Raw genomic sequence first — 13,454 nt, 5'->3', positions numbered from 1 at the left:
CCTACTTTATCTTCATTATAAAAATAATAATTCAAACTATAAAGATTTTGTTTATTAATTTAGTAAGGTAAAATACTAGAAATTATTTTATTGACAAGTGTATCAAAGCTATCCGCTTTTTCAAGGTATTAATTCATAAATTTATATTTTCAATTTGAATTATATTGTTGACATATTTAATTTATATATTGATCGTTTGTTAAAAAACAAATCAAGTAATCAGATGAAAAATCAATTTGAATGTTTAATAAAAAGATATCTCTGGATTTCCATACTTGCAATTCATTATTCTTGCAGCGGAGATAGAGTTGATAAGCGAACTGATAAATACTACCTTGAGAAGGAAAGTGAATTGAAAATTAATTCTCTATTATCTGTTGAGCTCATCGATTACTATGCAAAAGATCGGCTTTTCCTTGGGTATACTCTAATTTCCGGCGGAATGGAGATTGTTATTGTAAATGAACGGGGAGATATTGTTGTTAGTAAAAACCTAGTAGGGGAAGGCCCCGGACAGTCTATGGCGAGCTTGAATTCGCTTTCCTTTTCTCCTGTGGGCAATATTTGGGCGTTGACAAACGTTGAAATTTTGGAAATAAATAAAGAATTAGAGATAGTATATAGGAAGAAATACTTTCCTATTGTATCTACTACCTTGTACAATAGAGCTGAGTTATTAAACTATTTTTTTGTCGATTCCATTCTTTCAGCTCCCTATTTCATTGTCAATCCAGAGAGTGTTCCTCAATACTACAAAATGGATTATGGTTTTTATGACAGCAAGTTGATTGAGATACTTCCGTGGGGTACCGATACTACCTATCAGATTTCCCCGCTATCCGACAGAAGTATTTCTGAATATATCGATCTTTCCGTGTCTACTCTTTTTGGGCCTGTTTATGCGGTTGGAATCAAAAAAAACAAGATTTTTTTAACGGGAACACTGGATAACGAGATCACTGTCTACGATCCATATTCAGGGAAGGTGGTTAGTAGGATTGGAATTGATCACGAAGATTTTATTAACCTAAGTTCAAAAAAACTAGTAAGATCTGATTTCCCAATCTATAATGAAAAGGTACTTTTGATTTCAAAAAATCATAAAATTCATCTTCTGGATGATCAGACTTTATTACTCGACTACATTACAACGGTTCCAAGTGGTTTGTACGAGCAAAAGAAAATATCGAATCCAGGATATATCTATGCCAATGACTCATACTTCCATCGGTTTATCTTGTTCAAGGATGGAGTTCAAGTGATACCTGAGTTGTCGCCGCCTCTTCGTGGTAGTCTCAAATTAAGTATGCTTGGAAATAGGCTTCTTTTTCGAATTGATCCTGTCGAAGAACAGGACTTTATACAATATGAAATCTATACTATTAGAAAAGAATAGCACCCTAGTTCTCTTGATATGAATTCCTAAGGGATAGGAGTGTGTTTTAGTAATTTCTTACTAATAAATCAGTGAATAAGGGATTGGATTTCGTTAAGGATTCTTCCAAATTAATTTATAAGATCCAACGGAGTCCTTGTAGGTCCAAGTGGAATAGTGTAACCATATAAGAAATAAAAAATTATGAAAAATTTAATTTTAGGAAATTCATCTATACCTTTACTGGGAATTGGTAGATATACCAAATGGCGTAACTATACATGATGCCAATAAGATTATTCCAGCAGAAAAAATTTTCAAATACAAAAATAATGGAAGCTATGCTGGCTTTGCTAATTTATTCAGATACAAGCTCCTTTTAGAAAAAGGGAGTATTTGGAGTGATTTGGACATTATCTGCATAAAACCAATTTCTACAGCGGAAGATTATTTATTTGCCTCTGAGCGTTTACCGGATGAAAGAGTACAAGTAAACAACTGTTTTATCAAAGCACCAAAAAATTCTCCAGTAATAGAGTATTGTTACAACATAGCACTAAATAAAAATCCGGAGGAATTGTATTGGGGAGTAACTGGCCCCAAATTACTAACACAGGCGGTGCTAAAATATGGAATGGAAGAGTTTGTTGTAGACCCTGAGGTGATTTGTCCACTGGATTATTGGAAATGTCCAGATTTAATTAATAAACCTTTGAAGGACATCATTACAGAAGAAACTTTTACAATCCACTTATGGAATGAAATGTGGAGAAGAAATTTAATGGACAAATCCATGACATTTAGCCATGATAGCGCTTATGAGGAACTGATCAGATCATATTTCAAAAATCAATAGAAAAATTCCTCTACAAAAATCACAACATTAAAATTAATTTACCATCTTAATATTTTTTAGGAAAAATCTTGAAACAAACCAACAAATAGGTATAAAATAAAATCATCATCTTAGTAAATATTTACTAAAACTTAGTAAATATGGTATAGGCTTGAACATATTCTTTTTTTTAATTCACATAGGAAAGAAACAGAAAGCCTGTTTTAGAAAGAACAAACAAATAAAAAAAAATGAAAAGGTTAAACTTAGGAAAATTGAAGCTTGCTTCGGAAGAAGTACTTCAAAGAAGTCAAATGGCAAACATTTATGGTGGGTCTGGAGGACAAGGTTACACTTGCTATTGCAGGGACCAAGAAGCTACAACTTCCAAAACAGTTGTAGCTAGTACAACAGAGGAAGCACTTAATGCGATGTATCCACCCTGTACTCATGAAAATCCTCCTCATTGTAGTTAGTTAACTTAATAGAGGCTGTCTTAATAACCGAAGACAGCCTCATTAAATACATGAGAGCACTTAAATATAAATATTCCATATTTGTCATAAACACCGTAAAATATATAAAATCAATTTTTTAATTTATCAAAATATTATCTAATAAGTCATCAACTTAATACGTATTACTAACAAAATAGCAACATAAATGTACAAAATTTTATAAGATTTACTAAATAAACTGATTGATATTTATGATATCTATCAAACTAATTGATATCCATAAGTGTTTTTTCGATTCTATAAGTAAAATTATCTACAAAATTATGAAAAATAGAACCCTATGTTTTTGGCTTTACCCTATACTTATTTATCTAGTTTTAAGTTGTTCTGAAAAGCAATCCAATAATTTATCTCCTCTATTAGTTAGTGAGAATATAGATGAACAATTAAAGTTGGTTGATTTCTTAAGTTCCATTCAACATGTTGAATTAGAGACGAATCAAAATTCTTTTTTAACATATATTGTAGATGTTAAGCTTGAAAACGAACATTTATATATAACAGACTTTTCCAAAAATCTACTGATTTTTGATTTAAATGGGAGATTTATTAAAAAAATTTCTGGTCTAGGAGATGGCCCAGGTCAATATGAATTTTTTCCCTCTCTTGTATTTGACAATACTCGTAGAAAAATTTATATTGGATCAGGTTATAAAATATTAGTATTCTCGAGTAATCATAACTATATTTATGAGATTAAATTTCCATTTTTCATCAACAAATTATTTCTTTTAGATGGCAATCTGTGTGTAATATCTCAACAGCAAGCAGTCAAAGAAAATACTGGATTCAGGTATAGTACAAATCTATTTAAACTTGATTCAGAATTTAATTTAATTGACACATTGGAATTTAGAAACGTAATAATGAATTCTAGTAATTTTTCAGACTATTTACACAAAGATTATATTTCAAATTTTGGAGATAGAACATTCATTTATACTCCAATTTTTGGAAACGAGTTAGTTCTTCGCGACACTTTATATGAAATTATTGGAGATCGTTTTATACCAAATTCAATTTTAGGTTTTAAGTCGTATCAAGAAATAATTAAGGGACAAAAAAAAATTGAGATTTACAATATAATTAATTCCAAATCATATATTATTGGTGAGTTTGATTTGGGATCAAATAGAATAATGTATTTTTTTGATAAAAAAAATTCTATTGGCTATAGTCTAAAAAAAGGATTCATAGATCCAGAAAGGGATACAGTATTTTTAAGGCCATTGAATCTAGAAAATAATTTATTCTATTATGTAAAATTAAACAAGTTAAATGTTAAAGGCATGGAAGAATTGAACCCAATCATATCATTAGTTGAATTGAAATAAGTTTGAACTCCTCCTTTCCATATTACAAACAACCCGATTCCAAAGACTGTGGACCCACTTGCTTGTTGATAATCGCAAAGCACTATGGGAAGCTCATTTCCTTAAAAGAAATCCGGGAAATATCGGTGACGACTAGGAAAGGAAACAGCTTGGACTTAAGCACGAAAAGAAAGCTCCTGTTGGATGGGCTCAAAATCAAACCCAAGAAAATGTTCCTCAGAGAGTCGACTTTTTACCTGGCAGTGTCTTTTGACGACGAACCGGGGTTACTGATTTTCAGGAATCCTTTTTGAAGGTTTTGATTCATCTCTAAGAAATTGAATTCAAGAGTTTTGGTCAGTATAGACCTGTCAGGTTTTGAAAACCTGACAGGTCAAATTGGAGGTCTTTTAATTACTTTTTGATTTCAAGCTTGGTTTTCATTTCCTCGATATTGAGGAGTCGGGAAATCTGCTCTCGTTCCAGCTTTCGGAATCGAGCTAGCTGTAAATCGATCTTCTCCGTCAGTTCTTGCCTTACTTCCACGGCGCCGTCAGTAGGTCGATAGTCTCCATTTCCTACGACTGAGTTCAGGTGAGCCAGTTTGTTGTTCAGGCGGATAGGGAAATTCAGCGGATCCTGCCCGCTTCGGTTTTGGGTCTGGTAGAGGGTCTCTTCGATCTCCTGCATTTCAGCTTTGATGGCTTCGAGGTTTTCCGGTTTGGTTTCCAGGGAGTCCAGTTCACTACGATAAGCGCGGATCAGCTTGATGGTCTCGTGCGTCTCGGTAAGCTTATTGCGCACACCCAGCAGGAAGTCGTATTGAGTCACCAAGTCCTCCTGAGTGGATTCGTAGCGTGGATCTGCCAGGACTTTGAAGATTTGCTCCTGGGTTTGGCCGTCCACCGTCATTTTCACTTTGTAGGTTCCGGGAATTACTTTTGGCCCTCGAAGACTTGCTGACCACATGATCAGACTATCAAATCCGACAGCGTTTTCAACCCTCAGGTTCCAGTTAAATTCATTCGAACCGTCTTTTACTTTCAGCGTATCTCCGTTGATTCCTTTGGTAGAAAAAGCTCTTAGTGGGGTATTGCTGCTATCGAAGAACTCGATTTTCAATTCATTCGCAGGTTTTTCCTTCAGGAAATAATACATCAAAACTCCGCCCGGACGATTGGATCCATCAATCAAACTGGTTTTTTTAATTCCATCGATGCGGTAAGAATCCTGTGGTTTGAACAGGTGGAATGCTTTATTCTCCATGCCAACTTCTGCCTGATGCAAAACGGTCAAGTCATCAATGATCCAAAAAGATCGACCTTGAGTAGCAGCAATCAAGTTATTTTCTTTAATCGCTAAGTCAGTAATCGGTACGATCGGAAGGTTCAGTTGCAAGGAATGCCAGCTTGATCCATCGTCTTTGGAATAATAGATTGCCGTTTCCGTTCCTGCGTAAAGCATTCCCTTTTTCGCGGGATCTGCTCTCACCACTCTGGTGAAATGTTCCGGATCAATTCCTGAAGTGATCTTGGTCCAAGTCTTTCCATAATCCTTTGTCTTGTATAAGTATGGCTCGTAATTACCACTTTTGTAACCTGTTGCAGCAAAATAAGCTTCTCCCGCTGCAAATGGACTTGCTTCGATACTGTTGACTTGAAGCCACTCCGGCATGTCTTTCGGAGTAACGTTTTGCCATGATGCTCCATTATCCTGAGTCACATGCACAAGCCCGTCATCAGATCCGGCCCAGATCACTCCAGCTTTAAGCGGAGATTCGGCTACTGTAAATATCGTCGCATAATATTCAACAGAAGTGTTGTCTTTGGTGATCGGTCCACCTGATGGGCCCAACTTGCTTTTGTCATTTCTGGTCAAATCCGGAGAAAACACTTCCCAACTTTGTCCACCATTGTTTGAACGATGCATCTGATTACTTGCCGTATAGAGCATCTTAGGATCATGTGGGGAAAAGAGAATCGGGAAATTCCACTGAAAGCGGTACTTCATATCCTCGGCCCCATGCCCCATTGGGTTGTTTGGATAGACATTGACGGAGCGGGAAGTACCGGTGCGGTGATTCTCTCTGGTCAACAGACCGCCATACGATCCACCGTACACGATATCACTATCCAAGGGATCGGGTGCGATCCAGCCTGATTCTCCTCCGGCTGTAGGCTCCCAGTCACTTTCGGTGATGGCCCCTCCGTCATTTCTGTGGCGGATTCGGACCGTTGAGTTGTCCTGCTGAGCACCATAGATGCGATAAGGAAAGCTGTTGTCAGTAGTGATTCGATAAAACTGCGAAGTTGGCTGATTCATCATCGTGGACCAGTTCGCGCCTCCATCTTCGGACACTTGAGCGCCCCCATCATCTGCAATGATCATCCGCTGATTGTTGGCAGGATCGATCCAGAGGTCATGGTGGTCACCGTGTGGAGCTTCGAAGTTTTTGAAGGTCTTGCCGCCGTCAGTGGATCGGTGGTAATCTACGTTGAGCACATAAATCGTCTCCTCATCTTGAGTATCGGCATAGATTCGGGAATAGTACCAAGCTCTCTGACGCAGGTTACGGTCTTCATTTACCCGTTCCCAAGTTTGTCCTGCATCCTTAGAAGTGTACACACCGCCATTTTCATTTTCGATAATTGCAAAAAGTCGATTTGGATTCACCGGTGAAACGGTAATTCCCATTATGCCCAAAGTACCCTTCGGGAAAGTTTCTTTGGCAGAAAGCTCATCCCAAGTTTTTCCTCCATCACTGGATTTAAACATTTTGGATCCTGGCCCGCCACTTTCCAAGCTATAAGGAGTACGCTTCAATTCCCAAGTGGTCGCATAGAGTACCTCCGGATTGTTTGGATCCAAAATCAAATCCACTGCTCCGGAGACCTCATTGACAAACAGAACTTTTTCCCAATTCTGACCGCCGTCGGTAGTCTTGTAAACTCCACGAGTCGCGTCAGGCTTGAAAATATCTCCCAATACTGCAGCATAAACTACCTCAGGATTTGTGGGGTGAATTCTCAGTCGAGAGATAAATCGGCTTTTGTCCAAGCCTGCTCTTGCCCAGGTTTTTCCTGCATCACTACTTTTCCAAACGCCATATCCAAAGGAAACATTGCCTCGGACTGTTTTTTCACCACCACCGGCATAGACTACAGACGTGTCACTTTCGGCGACGGCAACTGCTCCCATCGAACCTCCAAAAAAGCCGTCAGAAACAGATTTCCAGGTTTGTCCGGCATTGGTGGTTTTCCATATTCCTCCGCCTGTGGAGGCAAAATAGTAGGTTTTGTCATTGCCTTTGACTCCGGTAACTCCATCAGCCCGGCCACCTCGAAAGGGACCGACGAGTCGCCATTGGACTGCATCGTAGATTTTAGAATCGGGGATTTTCTGGGCTTGCAGGTTATTTCCTGCCAAAAGCAAAGTCAGGAATATTCCTAACCAGCCAATTCGTAAATACTTTTTCATTCAGGATAAGATTGGTGTCAATTCAATTTAAAAATTAGCCAGAATGAAATGAATAATCGTCAAAAAAATGATCAAAGGTGATTTACTTGATGCCAAAAGGCAAAAAAAAAGCCTCTTCTTTCGAAGAGGCTTTTTTGCTGTGATTTCTATTAGTCTACGGAAGGCAATACGCTAACGTAAGATCTTCCGTCGGCTTTAGTCTTGAAGGTAACTACGCCTTCAGACAAAGCATACAGTGTATGATCTTTACCAACTCCTACATTGAGTCCAGCATGATGCTTGGTGCCTCTTTGTCTAATGATGATGTTACCGGCGATTACAGCCTCACCACCAAATTTCTTCACACCCAGTCTCTTAGAATGGGATTCTCTACCGTTTCGGGAACTACCTACACCTTTCTTGTGTGCCATGTTCTTATGTGTTTATGATTCCGTTGTGGGAATTCTTACAGAGTAATATTTTCAATCAAAACTTTGGTGAAGTCTTGTCTGTGACCGTTCTTCTTTTTGTAGCCTTTTCTTCGCTTCTTCTTGAAGACAATCACTTTATCACCTTTTACATGATCCAGGATTTTCCCGAATACCTTGGCTCCTGCTAATAAAGGAGCTCCTACAGACACAGTGCCTTCGGCTTCCGCCAATAAAACCTGGTCAAATTCCACGGAAGCGCCAGCATCTCCGACTAGCTTGGGAGCATAGACGTACTGATCTTTTGTTACTTTGAACTGCTTACCTGCGATGTTTACAATTGCGTACATGAGTATTGATATCTTTTGCCGAAATCGGAGTGCAAATATAAGAAAGGGATTTTGAACAAAAAAACATTCTTCGGAAATCGCTCCTTTATTCCCAAAGCTTTTGCAGTCTGAAAAATGAAAATCGAATTCATTTGAGAAAATCGCATAGCTTTTTGCAAATAATTTGAAAAATAAAGGTTAAGAGTATTGAAGGAAAACCACATAAGGAACTGGTATTCAGGCAGGACTTTTTATTCTGAACCCATTAAATTTTCTGACTTTAGGTCAAAAATCTAGTCAAAATATCTTGTGGAAAACTTTTTTTGAAATGTTGAAAATTAATTTAAAGCCTCTAAGCGATCAAAATAATTAATTCTTTTATTTACTTGAACCATTCTAAATAGCTTATTTATTGGTACTTAATTAGTTTTTGACCGATGTTTAAAAAATGGCATATTGTAGGGCTCAATCGGTTTTTTTTTCGCTTTTTGCTTCACATATTTGTTTATAGGCTGTTCTGAAGAGGCAGCCTTTTCCATCCCCAGTCTAGGTGGAGACCAGTATTTATCCTTCAGGAAGTTTTAGGAATAAAAAAACAACAGAGAGCAAGATGCAGCAGGAACCAATTTTAGTAGAGAATAACAATCGTTTTGTGTTATTTCCAATTCAACACAATGATATCTGGCAGTATTACAAAAAAGCAGAGGCGAGCTTTTGGACTGCAGAAGAAATTGATTTGAGTCAAGATCTTACAGATTGGAAGAAACTAAGTGATGGTGAACGTCATTTCATTTCTCACGTCTTGGCATTTTTTGCGGCCAGTGACGGAATAGTAAACGAAAACCTTGCTGAACACTTCGTGTCCGAAGTTCAGTATACGGAAGCTAAATTTTTCTATGGCTTTCAGATCGCAATGGAAAACATCCATTCAGAAACCTATTCTTTACTCATTGACACTTATATTAAAGACAATGTGGAAAGAGATCGTCTCTTGAATGCTATCGAGCATATTGACTGTGTGAGAAGAAAAGCTGATTGGGCACTACGCTGGATCGATAACGGAAATTTCCAGGAACGCCTTATTGCTTTTGCCGCTGTGGAGGGAATCTTTTTTTCGGGATCCTTTTGCTCTATTTTCTGGATGAAAAAGAGAGGCTTAATGCCAGGATTGACTTTCTCAAATGAATTGATTTCCAGAGACGAAGGACTACACTGCGATTTTGCTTGCCATTTATATACCAAACATGTCGTAAATCCACTTCCAAAAGAGACTGTACGAGATATCATTATGGACGCAGTAGCTATCGAGAAAGAATTCGTGACAGATGCCCTACCTGTACGCCTGATCGGAATGAATTCTGTCTTGATGTGCCAATACATTGAGTTCGTAGCCGATCGTTTACTTATGGAATTAGGCTGTGAAAAGGTATGGAACAGCACCAATCCATTTGACTTCATGGATATGATTGGCATGCAGGGTAAAACCAATTTCTTTGAAAAGAGGGTTGGAGACTACCAGAAAGCTGGAGTAATGAAATCAACCGAAGTAAGTGAGTCTTCCGCTCGATTTTCAGTAGAAGAGGACTTTTAATGACCAATTTTTCCATCAATCCTAAAATCACCAACGAATGCTAGTAATCAAACGCGACGGAAGAAGAGAATCGGTAAGATTCGACAAAATCACGGCAAGGATAGAAAATCTTTGTTACGAACTTGATCCCAAATTTATCCAACCTATCGAAGTTGCTAAAAAAGTAATTGATGGTCTTTATGATGGGGTTACAACATCCGAACTTGACAATCTAGCTGCAGAAATATGCGCTTCACTGACCGTACGTCATCCGGATTACGCAATACTAGGTGCCAGAATCGCAATATCCAACCTACATAAAACCACGAGCCAGTCTTTCTCCAACACGATGAAAAGACTGTATACTTATGTAAATCCTAAAACTGGTGCGAATGCTCAGTTGATCGATACTGAAGTGTACGGCATTATTAAAAAGAATGCGGCTCATCTAGATGAGGTAATCGATTACAAGCGTGATTTTGGATATGACTATTTTGGATTTAAAACACTAGAGAAAAGCTATCTGATCAGACTTGATGGCAAAGTCGTAGAAAGACCTCAGCACATGCTCATGCGTGTGGCTGTTGGGATACACAAGGAAGACATTCCATCAGTAATTGAAACCTACAATCTCCTTTCAGAACGTTGGTTTACACACGCTACTCCTACGCTCTTCAATGCAGGCACACCTAAACCGCAGCTTTCTTCCTGTTTCCTGCTGACAATGAAGGATGATAGTATTGACGGCATCTATGATACACTCAAGCAGTGCGCAAAGATATCTCAATCAGCAGGCGGAATAGGACTTTCTATCCATCATGTACGTGCCAAAGGAAGCTATATCAAAGGAACAAATGGAGTATCCAATGGCATAGTACCAATGCTCCGAAACTTTGACATGACAGCACGCTATGTTGACCAAGGAGGAGGTAAAAGAAAAGGAAGTTTTGCAATCTATATAGAACCTTGGCATGCGGATATTAAAGATTTTCTTGAATTAAAGCGAAATCACGGAAAAGAAGAAATGCGTGCACGGGATCTATTCTATGCACTTTGGATACCGGATCTTTTCATGAAACGGGTCGAACAAAATGAAGACTGGTCTCTTTTCTGTCCTAACGAAGCTCCCGGTTTGTCAGATTGCCACGGAGAAGAATTTGAGCGCTTGTATGAAAAATACGAACGTGAAGGTCGGGCAAGAGAAACCATCAAAGCGCAGGAACTTTGGTTTGAAGTCCTGGAATCCCAAATTGAAACCGGTACTCCATATATGCTTTACAAAGATTCGGCAAATGGAAAGTCAAACCAGAAGAATCTAGGTACAATTAAGTCATCTAACCTGTGCACAGAGATCATTGAGTATACGGCTCCTGATGAAGTGGCTGTATGTAATTTAGCCTCCCTGGCACTACCAAAGTTTGTCCAGACTGGAAAAGATGGCAAACTCTATTTTGACCATGAAAAGTTATATGAAATCACCAAGGTTGCTACCAAAAATCTAAACAAGGTCATTGATGTCAACTACTATCCGGTAGAAGAGGCTAGAAGATCAAACTTCAGACATCGGCCTATAGGTTTGGGTATCCAGGGTTTGGCAGACGCATTCATTATGCTTAGAATGCCATTTGATTCTGTAGAAGCCAGAGGTTTGAACGAAGATATTTTTGAAACAATATACTTCGCTGCAGTTGAAACTTCTATGGAATTGGCCAAGACACAAGGCACCTATGAGACCTATGAAGGTAGCCCAGCTTCCAAAGGCATCCTTCAATTTGATATGTGGGGAGTAACACCTAAATCAAACAGGTGGAATTGGAGTGAGTTAAAGGATAAAGTGAAAAAGTACGGCATGAGAAACTCATTGCTAGTAGCTCCCATGCCAACGGCTTCCACTTCCCAGATATTGGGGAATAATGAGTGCTTTGAGCCTTACACCTCCAATCTTTACACCAGAAGAACGCTTTCAGGTGAATTCATCATGGTCAATAAGCATCTGATGAAGGATTTGATCAATCTTGGATTGTGGAATGATAACATGAGGAATAGACTTATTTCCACAAATGGATCTGTTTTAAACGTCCCTGGAATACCTCAAAACATCAAAGACCTATACAAAACAGTTTGGGAAATTTCACAGAAAGTCATAATCGACATGTCAGCTGACCGGGGTGCTTATATTTGTCAGTCTCAAAGTATGAACATCTTTATGCAAGATCCCAACTTTGGTAAATTGACTTCCATGCACTTCTACGCTTGGAAAAAGGGATTAAAAACAGGCATGTACTATCTAAGGTCACAAGCTGCTACTGCCGCAATCAAGTTTACACTTGATAAATCCTCATTTGACCAAAAAGTAGAAAAGGTAAATGAAACCGAAATTGCAAAAACACAAAAACAAGACGCTATCGCCTGCTCATTGGATGATCCAGAGGGTTGTGAAATGTGTGGAAGTTAATAATTAAGAGTTCGTTAAATGGATAAAAAAAGCGTTTGATGGTATCAAGCGCTTTTTTTATCCCCAAATTCAAAACCATGGAAGAAGACACAATCAAAACAAGAATAAACACGCTCTCCGAGAGTACAAAAGGGGATTTTGGAATTATGACAGCCCAACATATGATTGAGCATTTGACAATCACTGTTAAACTCTCCTATGGAAGAATAAAATTGCCGGATTTTGAACCGTCGGAAAAGCAACTTGCACAAAAAAACGCCCTCCTCAACACGGCTATGAATTTTCCAAAAGGAGTCCTGGCACCCGGCATTGGGAACAATCTTTTGGATCTAAGATATGCAGATTTAGACACTGCGAAAGTTGAGTTACTTAAAAGTATTGATGAATATAATAATCATTTTACTTCATTTCCTGAGGAAAAAACTATCCACCCAAGGTTCGGAAAATTGAATCATGAAGAATGGGAAAGATTTCATCAAAAGCATTTTGACCATCATTTGATTCAGTTTGGATTATAACAGCAAAGGAGCCTTTCGTAAACGAAGGGCTTTTTAATTTATTTTCCTTAATGTTTTTCTCTATAAGAATAGAAAGATATCCAAGTTTCTAGGGCAGTAATCCCAATTGTCTAGAGATATAATTAAAATCAAGAATTCAGAGGGCCAACAAGATAACATAAACTTAAAAGTCCACAGCAACTTGGACACCCAAAGCCCACACCAGTATAGACCGGATCAAGCTTGGATGAGTTTGACGTGATGCGAGCGATCTAAATTCTGGCAGGCTTGTATTCCTGTTTCGCTCCTGCTTCTTCCCTTCAAAACAGGGAGGGTTTAAACGCAAAAAAGCCTCCGGATTGCTCCAAAGGCTTTTGAATAATGTGGCGGCGACCTACTCTCCCGGGTGTAACCCCAGTACCATCGGCGCTGCAGGGCTTAACTTCTCTGTTCGGGATGGGAAGAGGTGGGACCCCTGCGCTAGGCCGCCTAAATTGGAAGACTTCAGTAGCTCGTATCAAGTATCAAGATCTCTCTTCTCTTGTCTAACTTCTTTTCGTCTAATGTCTTATGTCTTTAACATATTTGGTAGAAACTGTAACAAACGTAGCGTAAGTTTTTGGGCAATTAGTACTGCTCAGCTATGCCATCACTGACTTTACACCTGCAGCCTATCAA

11 protein-coding genes and 1 rRNA gene are annotated in these 13,454 nt (G+C 38.5%); 8 read left to right on the top strand and 4 right to left on the bottom strand.

All coding sequences use genetic code 11. The features are described from left to right. The first annotated feature begins 223 nt into the window (after positions 1-223). From BLQ81_RS17425 to BLQ81_RS17405, 5 genes are all read left to right on the top strand, one after another. Positions 224-1,396, top strand: coding sequence for a hypothetical protein (locus BLQ81_RS17425; protein WP_092732806.1), 1,173 nt, complete (start codon positions 224-226; stop codon positions 1,394-1,396). Positions 1,397-1,625: 229 nt separating this feature from the next. Beyond that, entirely contained in the window at positions 1,626-2,231 is a 606-nt protein-coding gene (locus BLQ81_RS17420) for a glycosyltransferase (protein WP_092732803.1), read from the top strand. Positions 2,232-2,461: 230 nt separating this feature from the next. Further along, positions 2,462-2,686 (top strand): hypothetical protein, encoded by a 225-nt coding sequence (locus tag BLQ81_RS23170; protein ID WP_092732800.1) that lies wholly within the window; start codon positions 2,462-2,464, stop codon positions 2,684-2,686. A gap of 305 nt (positions 2,687-2,991) precedes the next feature. Beyond that, complete coding sequence (locus tag BLQ81_RS17410) at positions 2,992-4,062, top strand: 6-bladed beta-propeller (RefSeq protein WP_175454269.1); 1,071 nt, start codon at positions 2,992-2,994, stop codon at positions 4,060-4,062. A 2-nt stretch (positions 4,063-4,064) separates the two neighbouring features. Continuing rightward, a complete protein-coding gene (locus BLQ81_RS17405) occupies positions 4,065-4,355 on the top strand; it encodes a cysteine peptidase family C39 domain-containing protein (protein WP_092732794.1) in 291 nt (96 codons plus the stop codon). A 100-nt stretch (positions 4,356-4,455) separates the two neighbouring features. Here the strand turns inward: BLQ81_RS17405 and BLQ81_RS17400 are convergent, their stop codons facing one another. The 3 genes from BLQ81_RS17400 to rplU form a co-directional block, all read right to left on the bottom strand. Then, complete coding sequence (locus BLQ81_RS17400; protein ID WP_092732791.1) at positions 4,456-7,518, bottom strand: WD40/YVTN/BNR-like repeat-containing protein; 3,063 nt, start codon at positions 7,516-7,518, stop codon at positions 4,456-4,458. A 149-nt stretch (positions 7,519-7,667) separates the two neighbouring features. After that, positions 7,668-7,928: a 50S ribosomal protein L27 gene (gene rpmA, locus BLQ81_RS17395; RefSeq protein WP_092732788.1), complete on the bottom strand. Its 261-nt coding sequence runs from the start codon at positions 7,926-7,928 to the stop codon at positions 7,668-7,670. 35 nt (positions 7,929-7,963) lie between these two features. Continuing rightward, positions 7,964-8,275 (bottom strand): 50S ribosomal protein L21, encoded by a 312-nt coding sequence (rplU, locus tag BLQ81_RS17390; protein WP_092732785.1) that lies wholly within the window; start codon positions 8,273-8,275, stop codon positions 7,964-7,966. Positions 8,276-8,864: 589 nt separating this feature from the next. On the opposite strand from rplU, the gene BLQ81_RS17385 reads away from it, so the two are divergent. From BLQ81_RS17385 to BLQ81_RS17375, 3 genes are all read left to right on the top strand, one after another. After that, a complete protein-coding gene (locus BLQ81_RS17385) occupies positions 8,865-9,845 on the top strand; it encodes a ribonucleotide-diphosphate reductase subunit beta (RefSeq protein WP_092732782.1) in 981 nt (326 codons plus the stop codon). A gap of 37 nt (positions 9,846-9,882) precedes the next feature. Continuing rightward, positions 9,883-12,279 (top strand): ribonucleoside-diphosphate reductase subunit alpha, encoded by a 2,397-nt coding sequence (locus tag BLQ81_RS17380; RefSeq protein WP_092732779.1) that lies wholly within the window; start codon positions 9,883-9,885, stop codon positions 12,277-12,279. 77 nt (positions 12,280-12,356) lie between these two features. Continuing rightward, the gene (locus BLQ81_RS17375; protein WP_175454268.1) at positions 12,357-12,797 is read left to right on the top strand and encodes a DUF1569 domain-containing protein; all 441 of its coding nucleotides are present in this window, start codon (positions 12,357-12,359) and stop codon (positions 12,795-12,797) included. Between the two features lie 360 nt (positions 12,798-13,157). Here BLQ81_RS17375 and rrf read toward each other — a convergent pair. Further along, positions 13,158-13,269, bottom strand: a 5S ribosomal RNA gene (gene rrf / locus BLQ81_RS17370). Between the last annotated feature and the right edge of the window lie 185 nt (positions 13,270-13,454).

The sequence above is a fragment of the Algoriphagus alkaliphilus genome (genome assembly GCF_900103735.1).
GTDB lineage: Bacteria > Bacteroidota > Bacteroidia > Cytophagales > Cyclobacteriaceae > Algoriphagus > Algoriphagus alkaliphilus.
This window is presented reverse-complemented; position numbering and strand designations above follow the sequence as displayed.

Coding starts and splice junctions, on each gene's coding strand:
- BLQ81_RS17410 (WP_175454269.1), top strand. CDS start 2,992: ATGAAAAATAGAACCCTATGTTTTTGGCTTTACCCTATACTTATTTAT.
- BLQ81_RS17380 (WP_092732779.1), top strand. CDS start 9,883: ATGCTAGTAATCAAACGCGACGGAAGAAGAGAATCGGTAAGATTCGAC.
- rpmA (WP_092732788.1), bottom strand. CDS start 7,928: ATGGCACACAAGAAAGGTGTAGGTAGTTCCCGAAACGGTAGAGAATCC.
- BLQ81_RS23170 (WP_092732800.1), top strand. CDS start 2,462: ATGAAAAGGTTAAACTTAGGAAAATTGAAGCTTGCTTCGGAAGAAGTA.
- BLQ81_RS17385 (WP_092732782.1), top strand. CDS start 8,865: ATGCAGCAGGAACCAATTTTAGTAGAGAATAACAATCGTTTTGTGTTA.
- BLQ81_RS17375 (WP_175454268.1), top strand. CDS start 12,357: ATGGAAGAAGACACAATCAAAACAAGAATAAACACGCTCTCCGAGAGT.
- rplU (WP_092732785.1), bottom strand. CDS start 8,275: ATGTACGCAATTGTAAACATCGCAGGTAAGCAGTTCAAAGTAACAAAA.
- BLQ81_RS17400 (WP_092732791.1), bottom strand. CDS start 7,518: ATGAAAAAGTATTTACGAATTGGCTGGTTAGGAATATTCCTGACTTTG.
- BLQ81_RS17425 (WP_092732806.1), top strand. CDS start 224: ATGAAAAATCAATTTGAATGTTTAATAAAAAGATATCTCTGGATTTCC.